General features: G+C 58.9%; 16 protein-coding genes. 4 read left to right on the forward strand and 12 right to left on the reverse strand.

Annotation, left to right across the window (positions count from 1 at the left end; all coding sequences use genetic code 11):
• Positions 1-33 precede the first annotated feature (33 nt).
• From F0P97_RS21335 to F0P97_RS21365, 7 genes are all read right to left on the reverse strand, one after another.
• A complete protein-coding gene (locus F0P97_RS21335; RefSeq protein WP_182284035.1) occupies positions 34-2,238 on the reverse strand; it encodes a TonB-dependent receptor in 2,205 nt (734 codons plus the stop codon).
• A 98-nt stretch (positions 2,239-2,336) separates the two neighbouring features.
• Entirely contained in the window at positions 2,337-3,278 is a 942-nt protein-coding gene (locus F0P97_RS21340) for a siderophore ABC transporter substrate-binding protein (protein WP_182284036.1), read from the reverse strand.
• Complete coding sequence (locus F0P97_RS21345; RefSeq protein WP_182284038.1) at positions 3,275-4,051, reverse strand: ABC transporter ATP-binding protein; 777 nt, start codon at positions 4,049-4,051, stop codon at positions 3,275-3,277. Before F0P97_RS21345 ends, F0P97_RS21340 begins: the two co-directional genes overlap by 4 nt.
• A complete protein-coding gene (locus tag F0P97_RS21350; RefSeq protein WP_182284040.1) occupies positions 4,048-5,004 on the reverse strand; it encodes an iron chelate uptake ABC transporter family permease subunit in 957 nt (318 codons plus the stop codon). The genes F0P97_RS21345 and F0P97_RS21350 overlap by 4 nt, the downstream gene beginning before the upstream one ends.
• Positions 5,004-5,945: an ABC transporter permease gene (locus tag F0P97_RS21355; RefSeq protein WP_182284042.1), complete on the reverse strand. Its 942-nt coding sequence runs from the start codon at positions 5,943-5,945 to the stop codon at positions 5,004-5,006. The genes F0P97_RS21350 and F0P97_RS21355 overlap by 1 nt, the downstream gene beginning before the upstream one ends.
• Entirely contained in the window at positions 5,945-7,714 is a 1,770-nt protein-coding gene (locus tag F0P97_RS21360; RefSeq protein ID WP_182284044.1) for an ABC transporter ATP-binding protein, read from the reverse strand. The genes F0P97_RS21355 and F0P97_RS21360 overlap by 1 nt, the downstream gene beginning before the upstream one ends.
• Positions 7,708-9,402: an ABC transporter ATP-binding protein gene (locus tag F0P97_RS21365; RefSeq protein WP_198424702.1), complete on the reverse strand. Its 1,695-nt coding sequence runs from the start codon at positions 9,400-9,402 to the stop codon at positions 7,708-7,710. Before F0P97_RS21365 ends, F0P97_RS21360 begins: the two co-directional genes overlap by 7 nt.
• Positions 9,403-9,645: 243 nt before the next feature.
• Between F0P97_RS21365 and F0P97_RS21370 the strand changes: the two genes are divergently transcribed.
• A complete protein-coding gene (locus F0P97_RS21370; protein ID WP_182284048.1) occupies positions 9,646-10,278 on the forward strand; it encodes a TetR/AcrR family transcriptional regulator in 633 nt (210 codons plus the stop codon).
• A gap of 75 nt (positions 10,279-10,353) precedes the next feature.
• On the opposite strand, the gene F0P97_RS21375 is transcribed toward F0P97_RS21370, so the two are convergent.
• Positions 10,354-11,121 (reverse strand): MSMEG_1061 family FMN-dependent PPOX-type flavoprotein, encoded by a 768-nt coding sequence (locus F0P97_RS21375; RefSeq protein ID WP_182284050.1) that lies wholly within the window; start codon positions 11,119-11,121, stop codon positions 10,354-10,356.
• Here F0P97_RS21375 and F0P97_RS21380 point away from each other — a divergent pair.
• The gene (locus tag F0P97_RS21380; RefSeq protein WP_182284051.1) at positions 11,120-11,917 is read left to right on the forward strand and encodes an AraC family transcriptional regulator; all 798 of its coding nucleotides are present in this window, start codon (positions 11,120-11,122) and stop codon (positions 11,915-11,917) included. The genes F0P97_RS21375 and F0P97_RS21380 overlap by 2 nt on opposite strands.
• A 239-nt stretch (positions 11,918-12,156) precedes the next feature.
• Here the strand turns inward: F0P97_RS21380 and F0P97_RS21385 are convergent, their stop codons facing one another.
• Positions 12,157-13,473 (reverse strand): urate hydroxylase PuuD, encoded by a 1,317-nt coding sequence (locus F0P97_RS21385; protein WP_182284052.1) that lies wholly within the window; start codon positions 13,471-13,473, stop codon positions 12,157-12,159.
• A 291-nt stretch (positions 13,474-13,764) separates the two neighbouring features.
• Positions 13,765-14,595, reverse strand: a complete 831-nt coding sequence (gene xdhC / locus F0P97_RS21390; RefSeq protein WP_182287277.1) for a xanthine dehydrogenase accessory protein XdhC — start codon at positions 14,593-14,595, stop codon at positions 13,765-13,767.
• Between the two features lie 265 nt (positions 14,596-14,860).
• On the opposite strand from xdhC, the gene F0P97_RS21395 reads away from it, so the two are divergent.
• Positions 14,861-15,271: a hypothetical protein gene (locus tag F0P97_RS21395; protein ID WP_003073284.1), complete on the forward strand. Its 411-nt coding sequence runs from the start codon at positions 14,861-14,863 to the stop codon at positions 15,269-15,271.
• Between the two features lie 87 nt (positions 15,272-15,358).
• Here the strand turns inward: F0P97_RS21395 and F0P97_RS21400 are convergent, their stop codons facing one another.
• Entirely contained in the window at positions 15,359-15,943 is a 585-nt protein-coding gene (locus F0P97_RS21400; protein ID WP_182284053.1) for a YSC84-related protein, read from the reverse strand.
• Positions 15,944-16,269: 326 nt separating this feature from the next.
• Between F0P97_RS21400 and F0P97_RS21405 the strand changes: the two genes are divergently transcribed.
• Positions 16,270-16,659, forward strand: coding sequence for a DoxX family protein (locus F0P97_RS21405; protein WP_182284054.1), 390 nt, complete (start codon positions 16,270-16,272; stop codon positions 16,657-16,659).
• Between the two features lie 135 nt (positions 16,660-16,794).
• Here F0P97_RS21405 and uraH read toward each other — a convergent pair whose 3' ends face one another.
• The gene (uraH, locus tag F0P97_RS21410) at positions 16,795-17,145 is read right to left on the reverse strand and encodes a hydroxyisourate hydrolase (RefSeq protein WP_003070903.1); all 351 of its coding nucleotides are present in this window, start codon (positions 17,143-17,145) and stop codon (positions 16,795-16,797) included.
• Positions 17,146-17,300: the final 155 nt, after the last annotated feature.

Raw genomic sequence — 17,300 nt, forward strand, 5'->3', positions numbered from 1 at the left:
AGAGACCTGCCTGCGAACTCCAGCACACCCGCGTCAGAAGTCAATCGTTGCCGACAGCGCAAGCGTGCGTGGCGCCCCCAGTGCCAAGCTGGACAGCAGTGGCATGCCCCAATAGGCCTTGTTGGAAACGTTCAGCAGCGTCGCGCGAAACGTGACAGGGTTGCCGGCAACCTTGGCTGCATAGCGTGCACCGAGGTCGTAGGTCACACGACCTGCCGCCCAAAGGCTGTTGTCCGCACTGATATATTGCTTGGACACCGCCGTTGCATTACCCGTCACAGTCAGCCCCGGAATGGCAGGAACATCCCATTCAGCACCCAATTTTCCCTGCAGCTTGGGGACACCCGTGGCGACTTTGCCCTGATTGACGCCGCCTGCGGTCTGCGTCAGCTTGGGGGCGGTATAGGCAATCCCGCCCATCATGCGTACGCCACGCAGCGGTGATCCCCAGAAACCCCATTCGATGCCTCGATTGCGCTGCTCTCCGCCGAACGAGAAGATATTGGTGACCGGGTCCGTATAGCTGCTGGGACGTGTGATCTCGAACAGACTGAGCGTGTGCGCGAATTCCCCAAGATCAAGTTTGACACCCACTTCTTTCTGCTTGGTCTTGTAAGGCGCAAATACTTCGCCCGCATTCGCCGCAGTCATTGGCGCGGTTGCGCCCTGACTCAGGCCTTCGATGTAATTGGCATAGGCCGAAACATGTTCTGTCGCCCTGAACAGCAATGCAGCAGCAGGCGATGTCGCGCTCTGGTCATAACGCGAGGTGCGCGCCCCCGTGCCGATGTTGAAGGCGTCGCTGACCACTTGCTGGCGGCGCATACCCAGGGTGAGTTGCACGCGACCTCCGGCAAATGACATGGTGTCCGCCAGACCGTAGCTGGCCAGGCGCACCTCGGTGTGCGAGATATGCGGTGCAACAAAGGGCGCTTCCGGCCCCCAGACCGGGTTGTAGAGGTTTGTGGTCCAGTCTGCGCCCGGCACGCTGCGGCGACCATAGTCGTCCTGCTTGTGAGCATAGTGCGTTGCATTGAGCGCCCATTCATGCTTGATGGCTCCGGTTTGGAGCCTTCCCTTGAGACCAATTTCGGCCGAACGCTTTTTCTGCTCAAAGGCCAGTTGTCCCATGGCTGTCTTGAAATCGCCCGCCGCGTTGAACACCTGAGCCGACGTCGCCCCGTTGTATTCATAGTCGGTTTTGCTGACGCCGAAGGCCACATAGGCCATTACCTGATCGCTCACATCGAATTCACCGCGCACCATCGCAGCCTTGTCCTGGTTGTGCACATGTGACCAGTTGGGGTTCAGCAAGGTCTCAGGCTTGGGTGGCCTTGGAACGGCCACACCCGGAGCCAGATTGATGCCGCGTATCACGCCGTTCACGCGGTCATCGCTGGAGTAGAGGTCGGCGGAAATCCGGGCTCGGTCGCCGCGCCAGTCAAGGCCCAGCGATGCCAGCCTGGATTTCTTGTCCTGCTGGTTTACCGCCCCTTCACCTCCACGGTAAACACCATTGAAGCGGATGCCGAACTGCTTGTCTGCGCCAAACCTGCGTCCCAGATCAATATGGCCGCCAAACTGCGAATCCGACATATAGGTAGTGGTCAGCCGCGTGATGGGGTCGCTGGCAGCGCGTTTGGGAACCAGGTTGACGGAGCCCCCTACCGATCCTCCAGGGGGCATGCCATTGAGCAATGCGGACGGTCCTTTGAGCACTTCGATGCGCTCGAACATCTCTGGCGTGGTGCGGTAGTAGGGAGCCATGCCATAGAGACCGCCCAGCGTCATGTCGGAGCTGCCGGAAGAGAAGCCGCGAATCGAGTAATTCTCGCTCCATGACGCTGCAACCCCATTGCTGAACACCGTGGGATCGGTGGCAGAGATCACGTCGGTAATGGTCTGCGCCTGACGATCCTGCGTGAACTTATCGGTATAGCTGATCGTGTTGAAGGGCGTCTCCATGAAGTCCTTGTCCCCCAACAGGCCGACACGACCGCCGGAATTGACCTGGCCTCCCGCATAGGGAGCAGTGACGGGAGCAATTTTTTCTTGCACGATGACCTGTGGCAGCGTGGCCTCGGCCTCGCTGGTCTGCACTTGGGCATGCGCCGCTCCCGCCAGCTGACTGCCCATGGCCAGTCCCAGCAGCACATAGGGGCACATCACGCTGCGTCGGCACGCAAATGGAGGAGTCGTCAGAGAGTTGAGTGAAAGTAGACCTGGGTTCTTGGGCATACCCGATTCCTGTCGATATATGCATGGCGTTTGTGCGCCGCATGCTGAATAGAACTGCTGGCTGGGTATGAACCTGGCTACGACAAAGAGAGAAGCAATCAGCGCGAATAGCCCTTGAGCACATCGCTAAACAACAGCTTCAGTGAGCTTGGGCTGGCGCCCGTGGTGTACCAGGCATCTGCATCGACAAACACCACGCGCCCGTTCTTCCAGGCCTTGGTCTGGCGCAGCAAGGGATTGGCAATGCCATCGGCATTGATGACGGGGCGGCGCTCCATCACCGCGGTGCGATCCACCACATACAGGATCTCCGGATCCGCCTGCTGGATGAATTCGCTGGAGATGGGTTGCCCATGCAGACTGGTTTCCAGCGCAGAGCTTGCGGGCTTCACACCCAGCGCGCTGAACACAAAGCCGTAACGCGATTGCAGACCGAAGGAGCTGAACGCTCCGTTGTTGTGCAACACGATCATGGCCCGCTCTGGTCGACCTTGCGTGATGCGCCGCACCTGCTGAACCTGTGCATCCAGCTCGGCAGCCTTGGCGCTGGCAAGCCCTTCCCTTTTGAATATTCGGCCCAGGGTCAGCAGATGATTCTTGACGACTTCGATATGTCCCTTCTCGCTGTTCTTGAAGTCCACCTCGTAGTACAAGGCAGGAGCAATTTCAGCCAGTTCCTCGTATTTGCCGGCCTGCAGCGATGTCATCAGGATGAGATCCGGCCGCAGCGCGTGCACACGCTCCAGATTGGGCTGTACGATGGCGCCGAGATCCTGCACCTTGGCGTCGCCCTTGTATTTGGCAAGGAAATGGGGAACGTAGTCCTTCACCATTCCCGCAACGGGCACGCCAAGCTGATCGAGGAAGTCCACCTCGTTCATCTCCAGTGCCGCCACACGCTGCGGCAGACGCTTGATAAGCGTGGTACCCAGCTTGTGGTGGATGGAAATAGGTTCATAGGCGTGAGCCATGCGGGGCGCGGAGGACAAAGCCGCCATGCCGCAAGCAGAGAGCAGGAGTTGCCTGCGCAACGAATTCATGGGTGATCCTCCCTGGATGTGAAGTAATTGCAGAAACAGCCACGCTGATTGCGCGTGATCTCGAAATCCAGCTCGTACAGATCGGCCATGCGGGTCTCGGTCACCACGTCCCGAGCGGGGCCGCAAAAGCGCAGTGCTCCGTTCTTGAGCGCGACTATGTGGTCCGAGTAATTGACCGCAAAGTTGATGTCGTGAATCACCAGAATCACGGTGCGGCCCTGTTCGTCGCAGAGACGACGCAGCGCGCGCATGATCTGTACGGCATGCCTCATGTCGAGGTTGTTGAGTGGCTCGTCAAGCAGCAGCACATCTGTCTGCTGCGCAATCGTCATTGCGAGAAATGCCATCTGCCGCTGGCCGCCACTGATCTCATCGATGAAAGCGTGACGCAGCGGCTCCAAAGACAGAAAGGCGATTGCCTCATCCATGGCTCGGCGATCCTGAACAGTCAGCGCGCCACGGCTATGCGGGAAACGCCCAAAAGCGACCAGCTCTTCCACAGTCAGGCGCATATTGAAGCCGGGGGCCTGACGCAGCGTGGCAACATGCCGTGCGTATTCGGCAACGGGAATTCGGCTGACCTCACGGGCCTGCCACTGAATCTCACCGCTGCTGGGCTCCAGCAAGCGCGCCATCAGCATGAGCAGCGTGGACTTCCCCGCACCATTGGGTCCGATCAGCGATGTGACGCGCTGAGCAGGAAACTCCACGCTCACGTCTGACAACACCGCCCTGCCGCCATATTGTTTGCAAAGATGGTTGACACCTATCATGCTGCACCCCGCTTGCGCACAATCAGTGCCAGGAAATACACACCGCACACCAGATTCACCAGAATGCTGACGGTGGTCTTGTAGTTGAAAACATGCTCCACCAGCAGTTGAGCGACAAGAAAAATGGCAATGGCAACCGCACACCCCAGCGGCAGCGTGACGCGGTGGCGTGCATGCGGCACCAGGGCATAGACGATGTTGGCCACAAAGATGCCCATGAAGGCCGTGGGCCCAACAAGGCTGGTGGACAACGCCACCAAAATGGCGATCAACGCCAGGTAGAGCTGCAAATACCTGCCATGCGGCACGCCCAGAGAAATGGCCTGCTCACGCCCCAGGGCCAGCACATCCAGCACCGGCAACGTCTTGCGGACCACGACGCAGGCGACCGCCACTGCAATGGCGGCATAGAGCAAAGTCTCTGGCTTGGCACGATTGAAGGATGTGTAGCTCACGCCCTGAAACACTGCAAACTCACCGGGGCTGATGCGCAACTGCACAAACTGGGTGAACGTACCGATCACCATGGTCAGCACCAGACCGAGCAGCAGCAGCACATAGACATCATTGCGTCCGCGGCGCAACAGCCACCATTGAAGTGCCCAGGAGTAGGTCAGCATCAACAGCACGGAGACGAGGAAATTCCCGTGTACGCCAGGCATGCTCAAGCCATGTGTACCCAGCAGCAACAGCAGCATGGCTTGCCACAGCAGATACACGGCCTCGTAACCCATGATGGAGGGCGTCAGAATGCGGTTGTTCACCAGCGCCTGAAACACTATGGCCGACACAGCCACGCAGATGCCGCCAATGACAATCGACGCAAGGCGTACAAGGCGCTTGGGGATCACATAATCCATATCCAGTCCGGAGCCCAGCAGCACAAAAGCAAGCGCCAGGAGCGCAATCGACAGCGCTGCGAGCCAGCAGGTCTTGGTCGACGATATGCGCATCAGCGAAGACCCCGCACAATCAGCGCCAGGAACATCACACCGCCCACTGCACCGGCAGTAAGGCCGATGGGCACCTCGAACGGGTACATCACCAAGCGGCCCGCGATGTCGCAGGCCAGCAGCAGGGATGCACCTCCCAAAGCCACCAGTGGCAATGTGCGTCGCAAGTTCTCACCACAGCGCATGGCAACCAGCTGGGGCACAACAAGGCCCACAAAAGGAATCGCCCCCACGGCAATCACCGTGGCAGAAACCGTCAAGGCCACCAGCACCAAACCGACGATGGCCGTGGCTGCATAACCCAGGCCCAGACTCGTGGCCATGTCTTCACCCATGCCCAGCACAGTGAAGCGGTGCGCATATAGATAGGCCAGCATCACCACCGGCAAAATGATGTAGAGGATCTCGTAATGGCCTTGCACCACGCGGGAAAAGTCGCCCAGCAACCAGCCCTGCATGCTTTGCAGGATGTTGTGGCTGTATGCATAGAACTCGGCAATGGAGGTGAGCACGCTGCCGTACATCAGACCGACCACGGGCACCAGCACCAGATTGCGAAACTGGATGCGCCGGATCACGGCGATGAACAGCAGGCTTGCCATCAGGCAGAACACCAGCGCAAACAGCATCCGGCTCATGGTGCCCGCAGCAGGCATCACGGTCAGCGCCACCAAGATACCGAGCTTGGCCGCATCCAGCCCCCCTGTGGTGCCCGGCTCCACAAACTTGTTGCGCACGATGTGCTGCAGGATCACGCCGCACACCGACAGACCCGTCCCCGTAAGCACCAGCGCCGCCAAACGCGGCAAGCGGCTTGCAGTCAGGGTGAGCCAGGCATCACCGGAGAATGAAAGCAGATCCGACCACACCATCTGCCGCGCGCCCAGCAGAACGGACAGCACGCACAGCACAGCGAACACCAGCAACCAACGCTTGCGCATCACACGGCATCCCCGGACATCTGCACTGCGTCCATGCGCCAGCCTTTGGCAGCGCGGCTTCGTGCAAGAAACTGGGCATAGCGCCCCTGCCTTTCCTTTAGCTGCGCAGGTGCTCCGCTCTCTACAACGCCGCCACCTTCCAGCACCACAATCTGATCGGCCATGGCAATGGTGGAGAGCTGGTGTGCGATCACGATGAGCGTGCGCTGCCCCTTCAGCCGTGCAAGTGTTTGAGCGATGATGGACTGGTTTTCTGCGTCCAGCGCAGCAGTGGCTTCGTCCACCAGCAGGATGGGGGACTCCTTGATCAAGGCCCGGGCAATCGCTATGCGCTGGCGTTCGCCTCCGGAAAGACGTGCTCCGTTTTCGCCCACCATCGTCAGCACCCCGTCCGGCAATCGCGCAATGACTTCATCAAGTCCGGCCTGCTGCGCAGCTTGCAGAACTTGCGTATCGCTGGCGTCCGATTTGCCAATGCGGATGTTGTCGGCAATGCTGCCGCAAAGCAGATAGCTTTCCTGAAAGATCTGACTGATTTGCCCGGCCAGTTGCGCATCACCAATGTCACGGACATCCACGCCTGCGATCAAGACCTCGCCCTGCGTGGTATCGAAGAAGCGGGCAATCAACCGCATCACCGTGGACTTGCCGGAACCAGATGCTCCTATCAGCGCCGTCATGCTGCGCGGCGGCACATGCAAGCTCACACCGTGCAGCACTTCATCTGCAGACCCGGGATATCGAAACCGCACATCACGCAACTCCACGGAAGAATCGCCGACAAGAGCTGCCTGCTTCGCTTGCGGCAACGGCTGCACGGCAAATAGCTCCTGCACTGCTTGCAGCTGCGAACCTGCACTCCTAAGCACTTCTGCATAGCCGGCAATTTCCTGCAAGGGCTCGATAAAACGCACCACAAGCAATAACGCAACCGTCAAGGCAATGATTCCCGCTGTGGACAAGGAGCCACCGGATGCTGCGTTCAAACCGGATATCGCGACCACCAGCAGCACGGCAAAGATCAGCTGCACGGTCCATACACAGAATACGGAGGACAGCGATGACAACACCACCAGCCGCAGTCCGGATTGACGTTGCTCGGTGATGGCCTGCTCCAGAAAGCGCGCGCTGCGGCCATCGCCGCTGAACGCGCGCAGCACGGATTGGGCCTGTGCGAACTCCACCACACGCTGACTGGCTTGGGCAAAGTCACGCTGGAAAGCTGTATTGGCGCGTGCCGACATGGACGATGTCAATGCGAACGATCCTGCAAGCAATGGCAGCGCAAACAGCGCGGTCAGCCCCAGGACCGGACTCACAACCAGAAGTGCAATCAACACGATCAAAGCCGTGGCCGCACCACTGATGAGTGGAGTGAAAACATGCGCTGGCAATTGCGCAATGCCCATCATCCCCTGCGTCACCACATGGCCGATGCGCGCGGTATTTTTCGGCGTATACCAGCCTATGGGCAGGCTCGCCATATGGAGGCCCAGGCGATGGCGTCCGCTTTGCAGAACCGCCACGCCGACACGGATGCCCGCCTGCTCCACTACGCGTCTGGCAATCCATGACAGCAGCACCCCCACCAGCAGCGCGCATAGCCAGCCCATGGCTGCACGCCAGTCACCTTGCAACCAATGCGTCAGCAACGGCTGCAGCGCCGCCATCGTCAGACCGCACAGCACACCGTAGGCAACAGCCATCCATGCGTAGCGGCGCAGCAGGCGTGCATCATCACCCAGCAACTTCAAAAAGGTCTTCAGCATGGCAGCTCACCCTTTGGCATCGGGCCGGCATAAGCACCAAGCTGCCACAGCCGCGCATAGAGGCCGTCCTCAGCCAGCAGTTGCGCATGTCTGCCCTGCTCCACGATCTCTCCATCGCGCAGCACCAGAATGCGATCCGCATGCACGATGGTGTCGAGCCTGTGTGCAATCACCAGCAAGGTGCGCCCGCGTGCAAAGCGCGAAAGTGCGTCCTGAATGAAGGCTTCGCTTTCCACGTCTGCAGATGCGGTAGCTTCATCCAGCACGAGAATGGGCGGATTCAGCAGCACTGCCCGGGCAATGCTCAGGCGCTGGCGTTCACCACCGGAGAGCTGCGCATCTTCGCCCACCACGGAGTCGTAGCCACGCGGCAGCGCCAGAATGCGATCGTGGATGTGGGCTGCGCGGGCTGCGGCCTCGATTTCCTCAATAGTGGCCGATGGACGGGCCAGCGCAATGTTCTCGCGCACACTGGCGTGAATCAGCTGCACTTCCTGCAGCACAAAGCCAATGCGTTGATACAGGGCGGTGCTGGTGATCTGCCGCAAATCGACTCCACCCAGAGTGATGCGCCCTTGTGCGGGATCGAAAAACCGCAGCAGCAAACGTGCCAGCGTGGATTTTCCGGAACCCGAAGGGCCGACCACGGCCGTGACGGTGCCGGGCTGCATGTCGAAGCTGATCCCGGACAGCACCCGATGCTCTGCCGCATACGCATAACCCACTTGCTCGAAACGCACGGCATTGCCTTCAGGATGCGATGGCTGCCCCGGCGCCGGTTGCGGCAGCACAGGAGTGTCCAGCAATGCCAGCACGCGCTGGGCCGCACCGGTTGCACCCTGCAGGTCATGCAGCAAGGTATGCAACAGCAAAAGAGGTGCACAAATACCGGGCGCGACAAGTGCGAACGGCAATACATCAAGAGGCTGCATCCAGCCCATGGCGACAAACGCAGCGCCAGAAGCCAGCACCACACCGAGAACGGTCACAGGCGCAATCAATGCATGCGCACGGGCCATGGAGATCACCAGTGGGCGAGTGAAATCCGTAAAGGCACTGGCAAATCCATCCACGGCATCTCTGTAACCGGCGTGGACCGGACTCGCACCACCAAAAGCCTTGATGACCGGAATCCCGCCCGCGAACTCCACCGTAGCGCTGTTGATCCGCCCAAGCCGTGCAACGAACTCCTGCATGTGAGCATTGCTGGCTTTCATTGCGCGCTTGAGAAAAACGAAGAATCCGGGAAATGGCAGCAGCGCAAAGATCGCCATGCGCCAATCCAGCACAAACAGATAAATCACTGCAATCACAATCGCCCCGGCCGCACGCCCCACGGCGGTATAGAAATGCGCGGTCAGGCTGTGCAGCGTCGCGATATCGTCCTGCAGTGCCTGCTTGACCTCCCCCGAGGCGCGGGCTGTGAACCAGCCCAGAGGCACTTGCGATAGCCGCTTGATTACAGCAATGCGCAGATCGTAAGTGAGACGGTTGTCTGCCAGATGCGCGATCAGCTCGGCGACGATCACCAAACCCATGCCCACGAACATGCACAGCACTCCGACAGCGATGCTGACCCATATGCCACCCAAGTCATCAAGCAAGGCTTGCTTGACGATATGCGCGATGACCGCCAGTGGCACCAGCGTGAACATGGTGCCAACCGCAGCGCTCAGACCAGCGAGCATCAAGCGCCCGCGAACAGGCGCGAATATCCGAGCGATCGGCTGCGCGGGTCTGGCAGCAACTGCAAGCGATTCAGAGGTAGACATTCGATATGGAAGAAAGCTATCTCTCACAAAAATGCGAATGAGAAGCTAGATGCGAATTAGTTGCATGATGATAAACTAATTCAAAACGATTCAAGCAATAGGTCTACGACAAGTGATGTGAATCACCGACAATCTCGCCCAGAGACTGAGAACAAGCGTATGCCCCACACATCCAAGCCCTCGACTCGTGGGAGACCACGCTCCATCACCAGAGAGAAGATTGCAGACGCCGGAATTTCCATCGGCCTTCCTGGCATTACGTTTGTCGGCGTTGCCGCTGCACTGGGCGTCAGCCACATGGCGCTCTACAAGCATGTGCCAAGCCTGGAAGCACTCAAGCACCTGATTGCAGAAGAAATCTTCAAGCGCTGGGAGTTGCCGCAGGCAACAAGCCCTCAGCAGATCGGGCTGGAGGAATACCTCATGGGGTTCACTGCGTCCACACGACAGTTCGTAAAAGCGCACCCCGGCGTCACTCCCTTCGTGATTCGCCGCCTGGCGGCCACACCGGCCATGCTGGAGAAGATCAGCGCCCATCAGGCCCATATTGCACAGGCCTACGGCATCACCAAGGAACAATCACGCTGGCTGCTCTCCACCGTGACCTTCTTTTGCATCTCTGCCGCCGACACGGTGTATTCCGCAGCCCGTCTGGAGCCGCTTGACGAAGCGGACTGGCAACTGCAAGAGGCAGAAATGGAGGCAGAATTGCTGGAGGGAACCCATGCCTTGATAGCAGGGGCCCTGGGGTTACTCGAAAACAGGCCAGACCCCAGATCGGCGCCCGCATAAACAAGAAATTCGAGTCCTGCGAGACCGGAGGGCAAGCGGCAGAGACGGACAGAGATAGAGCGAAGCTGTGACCGCTCAATAAAGCTCAGTTCTTACGGCTCTTGAGTAGCGCTCATTTGCGTGAACGACCTGTTCTGATGTGAGCTGAGCGTCACCCTGCAATTGGGCCAAGCCAGCCATCACCTCTCCGACCGTAGGTAGATGATTTGGGTCCAGATGACTTTCGCCACACCACAACCGGGCGCGATTGATGGCTCGTCCACAGTGGAACAACACTTCATCGATCCGAATCACTATTGCAGTTTTTGGCAGCTTGATCCCTTCTCGCAACTCTTGCATCAAGTCACCGTCTGATGAAACTCGACCACGTCCATTGATTCGCAAAAAGGTTTCCAGACCTGGGAAGAGAAACAGCATCGCCAACCGGTCGTCATTCTGAAGATTGCGCAAGGAGGCAATGCGATTGTTGCCGGGCCAGTCCGCAAAAGCCAAGGTGCGTGCATCCAGTACCCGCACGAAACCGGGAGGACCTCCGCGTGGCGATGCATCCAAGCCATTCCCATCTCCCGTGGCAAGACAGAAAAACGTAGCTTTTGCCAAATATTCCTTGTGGAAATCCATCAAATGATCGAGAACCGCGTTTTGAATTCGCTCCGTTGGGCGCGCGTATAGCCGATTCAGATCAACCATATCTGACCGACTGCTCTTCTGCAATCCTTGATCCGCCGAGTCTTTTGATGAAGGCACGTGAAACTCCTGTGTTTGAGGAAAGTTGCAAGCGTAGGCCTGGGTGATATGGCGGCTGTAGAATTTATCGGCCATTAGATAACTCAAATCCGCCATGTCCGATCTCATGCATCTGTTGGGCTCCTATATGGACTCCCCTGATGGGCCCAGCGTTGTAGCAGACACTCGGATGCTGGAAAGCGAACTGTCTTCCGAGATGCATCAGCATGCACGCGGTCAATTGTTTGGCTCAATCAAAGGCTTGATCTCCGTGCAGGTCGATGGCGGTTTCTGGGTGGTGCCGGCCATACATGCCGTTTGGCTTCCTCCCCATCATGCTCACGCGGGGCGCTCTTTCGGCCCCTACCATGGCTGGAGTGCCTATGTGACAGAAGCCGCATGCGCCAACCTGCCGGCACAACCCTGCATCATCAGGGTATCGGGCCTGCTGCGCGAAGCGGTGCTGCGTATTGCCAGCTCCATGCCGCAAGCCTCCGATCTATCGAGTCAAGCACAAGCACATATATGCGCTGTGGTTCTGGACGAGATCAGAAGCCTGCCGATTGAGGAGTTTGGCCTGCCTATACCAGCAGATGCTCGTCTGCAGCGTATCGCCAGAGCGTTGATAGCCAATCCGGCCGACGAGCGCAATATCGATGACTGGGCAAGTTTCGGGGCCATCAGCTCGCGCACTCTCAGTCGCAGGTTTGTCAGCGAGACAGGCTTTAACTTCACTGCCTGGCGCCAGCGTGCACGACTATTGCGATCACTTGAGATGCTTGCCGAAGGCATAAGCATTACAGCCATTGCACTGGATCTCGGCTATGCGAGTATCAGTGCTTACATCAGCCTGTTTCGCCGGACCTTCGGTGAAACGCCGGCATGTTATCGATCACGCTTGAAAGCCGCTTAGCAGGGATAGATTGAGTCCTCAGCCCGAGGCTGACTTCGCACTTTCATTTGCTGCAGTTGTCTCGCTCGACACTGCGTCACCGAGACTTGAGTGTTGAATTTCAATAAAAAAGCGCTCGCAAGGAGCGCTTTTTACGAGGAGAAGGAGCCTAGTCTTTGCCGACGCAACCTGGCTCCACAAAAAGCCGCATGGATACCAGATCGCTGCCTACGACTTCAATTACCCCGAACAGCTGATGATCAGTTCACGGCAGCGCCGGACTCATACCAGGTCTTGATCAGGTTGCGCTCGTCCTCGGACAGTGCGCCAGGATTGCCAAAAGGCATCTTCTTCAGCTGCACCACCTGCTGGTAGATCTGCTGGGCGTGCGACTTCACCGCTTCGGGGGAGTCCAGACGAACCGCCTTTTGCTGGATGGCCGTGCCGTGACACACCACGCAGTGCTGCTGGAAAACGGCATTGACCTTGGCAAAGCCTTCTCCGCCAGCGGCTGCGGGTGCAGCAGCAGGTGACGCGGCTTCGGCTGCAGGAGTTGCGACTTCAGCTGCAGGGGCCGCGGGAGTTGCAGCCTGCCCAGCTGCGGGTGCCGCAGGAGCAGCCGCCACCGGAGCAGTTGCAGCCACAGGAGCAGGCTTGAGCCAGACAAACACAGCCAGCAGAGCAGCTACGCCGACAGCAGCGTAAGGCCAGGGGTGGATGTTGCGACCCAGCTTGTAGCCGTGGCGCATCACGAAGAACTGGCGAATGGCAGCACCGGCAAACATCATGCCGATCAGCACCAGCCAGTTCAGCTTGTGGCTGTACAACCAGCCATAGTGATTGGACAGCATGGCGAACAGCACGGGCAGCGTGAAATAGGTGTTGTGCACGCTGCGCTGCTTGGCACGTTGACCGTGACGTGGGTCCACAGGCTCACCAGCCTTGAGCGAAGCCACCACCTTGCGCTGGCCAGGAATGATCCAGAAGAACACGTTGGCGCTCATGGATGTCGCGATCATCGCGCCCATCAGCAGGAAGGCGGCCTGGCCGGGAAAAATGTGGCAAGCCAGGTAGGCTGCGATACACACCAGAACCAGAACCATGGCACCGACGGTGGCGTCGCCATTCTTCTTCTGGCCGAAGGTGCGGCAGATGAAGTCATACAGCAGCCAGAAAACCACCAGGAAGCCCAGAGCCGAAGCCACAGCGGCGCCGGTGCTCATGGCATTGGGGTCGCCGGGAGTGACCAGATAGATATTGGCGTTCCAGAGGTAGGAGACCGTCAGCAGGGCAAAACCGGACAGCCACGTGGTGTAGCTTTCCCAGTAGAACCAGTGCAGGTGATCCGGCATCTTGGGAGGAGACACATTGAACTTGACGGGGTGATAGAAACCGCCACCGTGCACAGCCCAGAGTTCGCCGTTAACGCCCTGTTTCTTCAGGTCGTCATCCACGGGCGGCGTCAAGCTGCTGTCCAGGAACACAAAGTAGAAGGAGGAACCGACCCAGGCGATCGCGGTAATGACGTGGAGCCACCGCAACAGCAGGCCGGCCCAGTCGAGAATGTAGCTTTCCATAGCTCTCAACCTTGGCAGCGTGGGGCTGCCGAACAACCTGCTCACCACTGCGGGCGCTCTGAGCAGAAGAAAAGGCCGCGCTCCCGGACGTTACACACGGGGCACCGCTGCGACCATTCTGTCGACCGAAAGTGTATGCAATTTTTGCTGCCACAACTCTCGAATCAGGGATAAACCATCCTAGAGATTTCCCTAATACAAGAGCGATATGCAAGGATCGGGCCTGATTTTTAGGGCAGGTAACAGCATGTTTGCGGCAACATGCACCAGATCAGGACATTCCTTGCACCATCAGCTCGCAGGCAAGCGCTGCAGAAGCTGTGCAGCCACCGCCACAGCGATCACCTCGGGCTCCTTGCCGGTAATGCCCGGCACGCCGATCGGGCAGATGATGTGAGCCAACTCTGCATCGCTGAACCCTCGACTGCGCAAGCGGCTGCTGAAGCTGGCCCATTTGGTCTTGCTGCCAATCAGCCCCACAAAAGGCAGATCTCCTCGCTCGCGCTGGCGCAGCAGGCATTGCGCAACCACCTCCAGGTCTTCGGCATGGCTGAAGCTCATGATGAGCACCTGCGACTGCGGCGGCAGCTGTGCCACCGCAGCCTGCACCGGATCGGAATGCTCGCACTGCACCCCTATCTGCTCCTCCACGGGAAAGACTGCATCACGGCTGTCCACCCAGATCACGCGGTACGGCAAGCTGCGCAAAATGCGCACCAGCGCATGCCCCACATGGCCCGCGCCGAACAAGGCCACATATTGCGACGGCTCGGGCATCAGGGCCCGCAGACGTTGGGCATCACGGGCATCAAACCATGCAAAGTGCAGCTCCAGCGCACCGCCGCAGCATTGACCCAGACTGGGGCCAAGCGCATACCGCTGGATATGCTCGCGCAGCGCTGCAGGGTCTGCGTCCCACTGCGCCAGCAACTGGCGCGCCTGGGCAATGGCCTGCCACTCCAGATGACCACCGCCGATCGTCCCCATCACATCGTCGGCGAACACTGCCATCCAGGCCCCCTCCTCACGGGGCACGGAGCCACGAGTGGCCTGTACCTGCACCAAGCACAGCGGCTGCTGCACCAGGCGGTTCAAGATTCCTTGCTGTGTTTCACTCCACATGACCGAACGCCGATTGCTTTGATGACCGATGTTCATGCATTTTGCGAGTCGCAATAGACAGACAAGCGTATGAGCACATTAATCGGATGCATATCCGGACCGGATTTGACGAGTCGTTGCAGATTTTTCACGAGGAGGCGTCAGAATTGCGCCCCCAGGCAGCTGCCTCCGTCCATTTGCGGCTACGCTTGGCGGCATGTCTGAAACCCACGACCCCACCCGCGCCACACCAGCCCGCAGCCCCCTGAACTGGCTGCGGACCGGGATGATGGCTGCCGTTGCAGCGGTGCTGACCGCCTGTCAGATCGCACCTCAAAGCCCATCCATCGGCACGACGCCTGCCGACAAGGCCAGCCCCGGCTATCGCAAGCAGGCCGCCCAGCATCTGTATGAACGCAACTCCGGCCGCATCTACCAAGGCATGCTGCCGCCCATGCTGTATGCGATCGGCGTGCTCCAAGTTCAGCTTGACGGCCAGGGCCGCGTGAAAAACCTGCACTGGATGCGCAAGCCAAGCCATGCCCCCGAAGTGGTGGCCGAGATCGAGCGAGCCGTGCGCTCCGCTGCCCCCTTCCCTGCTGCGGGCCGCAGCGTGACCTATACCGACACCTGGCTGTGGGACAAGTCGGGACGCTTTCAGCTCGACACCCTGACCGAAGGTCAGTTGGGCCAGTAAACGCATCACAGCGATGCAGCGAGCTGCATCGGACAACAAAAAAACCGGCCAAGGCCGGTTTTTTTGTTGCGAAAAGACAGGCGAGGCTTATTCGACCACTTTGGTGATCTTGGTGCCCTGCAGCGATACGCCCGCTTCCAGACCCGCGTTGGTCAGCACATAGCTGGTGACCGGAGCCTGGGCGGTCGTGGTGTCCACGCTGCCGTTGGCACCGATCTTGCCTGCGGCCACGGTGGCATCAGCCCCCACGGACCAGCCGTCGCTCTTGAGGAACTTGTCCAGTGCTTCCTGTGTGTTGAACACATAGATCACAGCCTTGGACTGACCACCGGCTTGCCATCCGATAGAGGCCGCTGTCGTGCTGTAGAAACCACGGTTGTGACCGCCCACGCGCAGCACGCCGCGACCATGCTCCACCCCGACCACAAAGCTGCCGCCAATCACCGACGGGAAGATCAGCACCCCCTTGGCGCGTTGCACCATCTCTTTGGATCCTGGTGCGGTCTGGTACAGGCGCTCCAGAGCTGCATTGGCACGGGTATTGACCGTTGTGGAATCGGCACGGGGAGCCGATGCCGTATCAGGCTTGGTCGTGGTGCAGGCCGTCATGGCCATGGCACCGGCAGCCAGTGCTGCAGCCATCGCAACAGAACGCAGAGAAATTTGACGCATACCTATATCCTTTCATGGGATGAATGTGTAGACACATTTCAGAGGTAGAAGGTCCTGCAGTCCGACATTGAGTCGCTTTTGCACATCCCCCCGATGCAAAGCTGTCAGAAACAGGGTTGGCACGATGCTAGTGCGCAGCGTTGCCGATAAAACTCAGCGGTTACAGCTTGCGCCATTGGCCTACAGAAGGCAAGCGCAGTTGTCGAAAAATACCTACAACATGAACACAAGACAACACTTGGCCTCATCCATGGGCAATCAGACGAATTGTCTGAAACAGGCGCTAGCATTGTTGATATAAGCATCGCGCGGACGACTGGAAATTCATGAAGTTCTGGAATTACTTTCACCACCCCAAGGCAGCTCTGGTTGTGCTGCGTGTCACCCTGGCCCTGCTCATGCTGCTGCACGGCTGGGCCAAGATTCGTTATGGCATAGGCAGCATCGAGGCGAAGATCGAGAGTCTGGGTGCACCGGGGTTTCTCGCCTATGCGGTCTATCTGGGCGAAGTGATCGCGCCCTTGCTGTTGCTGGTGGGCCTGTGGGTGGTACCGGCCGCACTGGTGATTGCGGTGAATATGGTGGTGGCATTTGCGCTGATGCACACCCGGCAGATTCTGATGCTCAACAACACCGGCGGCTGGGCGCTGGAGCTGCAGGCCTTTTATTTCGTGAGCGCCCTGGTCGTGGCCATGGCCTATTCCAAGGGCAAATAAGTCCACAAAAACAGGAGCGGCTTGCGCCTGTCATATCTTGGTTTCAATGCCTTTTCATGCTGAAACCTCGAAATAAAGTACGCAAGCCGCTCTTGTTTTTGCCATGTCTCCCTGGTCGAGAGACCTGCGACCCGGTCAGGAGCCGCGATAGGTGGAGTAGCTCCAGGGGCTGACCAGCAGAGGCACATGGTAGTGCTGCTCCACATTGGCCACGCCGAAGTCCAGGCTCACCTTGTTCAGAAAGCTGGGCTCGGGCAGTTGCACGCCACGGGCCTTGAAGTAGGCCGCAACATCAAAGGTAAGGCGGTAAGTGCCGACCTTGAGCGTGTTGTTGTCGAACAGTGGCGCATCGGTGCGGCCGTCATGATTGAGCACCAGGCTCTTGATCAGCGTGGCCTTGTCGCCTTCGGTGGAAAACAGCTCGACGGCCATGCCTGCGGCGGGGCAGCCATTCATGGTGTCGAGAACGTGGGTGCTCAGGCCCATTGAAATCTCCTCACAGGCAGTTTGCCACTGCCCTTGGTTGTATCAAACACACGACTTACGCAAAACGGGTTCAGGCAGGACGACTGCCTCAGAAGGCAGGCCGTTGTTGCATTCCTGTTTGCGCAAGCCCTGAAACATCTATGCCATCACAAAGC

The organism is Comamonas testosteroni (genome assembly GCF_014076415.1).
GTDB lineage: Bacteria > Pseudomonadota > Gammaproteobacteria > Burkholderiales > Burkholderiaceae_C > Comamonas > Comamonas testosteroni_F.

Excerpts from the sequence above, each read along its gene's own strand:
- xdhC (WP_182287277.1), bottom strand. The coding sequence starts at position 14,595 with ATGTGGAGTGAAACACAGCAAGGAATCTTGAACCGCCTGGTGCAGCAG.
- F0P97_RS21395 (WP_003073284.1), top strand. The coding sequence starts at position 14,861 with ATGATGGCTGCCGTTGCAGCGGTGCTGACCGCCTGTCAGATCGCACCT.
- F0P97_RS21380 (WP_182284051.1), top strand. The coding sequence starts at position 11,120 with ATGTCCGATCTCATGCATCTGTTGGGCTCCTATATGGACTCCCCTGAT.
- F0P97_RS21370 (WP_182284048.1), top strand. The coding sequence starts at position 9,646 with ATGCCCCACACATCCAAGCCCTCGACTCGTGGGAGACCACGCTCCATC.
- F0P97_RS21405 (WP_182284054.1), top strand. The coding sequence starts at position 16,270 with ATGAAGTTCTGGAATTACTTTCACCACCCCAAGGCAGCTCTGGTTGTG.
- F0P97_RS21350 (WP_182284040.1), bottom strand. The coding sequence starts at position 5,004 with ATGCGCATATCGTCGACCAAGACCTGCTGGCTCGCAGCGCTGTCGATT.
- F0P97_RS21385 (WP_182284052.1), bottom strand. The coding sequence starts at position 13,473 with ATGGAAAGCTACATTCTCGACTGGGCCGGCCTGCTGTTGCGGTGGCTC.
- F0P97_RS21340 (WP_182284036.1), bottom strand. The coding sequence starts at position 3,278 with ATGAATTCGTTGCGCAGGCAACTCCTGCTCTCTGCTTGCGGCATGGCG.
- F0P97_RS21345 (WP_182284038.1), bottom strand. The coding sequence starts at position 4,051 with ATGATAGGTGTCAACCATCTTTGCAAACAATATGGCGGCAGGGCGGTG.
- uraH (WP_003070903.1), bottom strand. The coding sequence starts at position 17,145 with ATGGGCCTGAGCACCCACGTTCTCGACACCATGAATGGCTGCCCCGCC.
- F0P97_RS21355 (WP_182284042.1), bottom strand. The coding sequence starts at position 5,945 with ATGCGCAAGCGTTGGTTGCTGGTGTTCGCTGTGCTGTGCGTGCTGTCC.
- F0P97_RS21400 (WP_182284053.1), bottom strand. The coding sequence starts at position 15,943 with ATGCGTCAAATTTCTCTGCGTTCTGTTGCGATGGCTGCAGCACTGGCT.
- F0P97_RS21365 (WP_198424702.1), bottom strand. The coding sequence starts at position 9,402 with ATGCTCGCTGGTCTGAGCGCTGCGGTTGGCACCATGTTCACGCTGGTG.
- F0P97_RS21335 (WP_182284035.1), bottom strand. The coding sequence starts at position 2,238 with ATGCCCAAGAACCCAGGTCTACTTTCACTCAACTCTCTGACGACTCCT.
- F0P97_RS21360 (WP_182284044.1), bottom strand. The coding sequence starts at position 7,714 with ATGCTGAAGACCTTTTTGAAGTTGCTGGGTGATGATGCACGCCTGCTG.
- F0P97_RS21375 (WP_182284050.1), bottom strand. The coding sequence starts at position 11,121 with ATGGCGGATTTGAGTTATCTAATGGCCGATAAATTCTACAGCCGCCAT.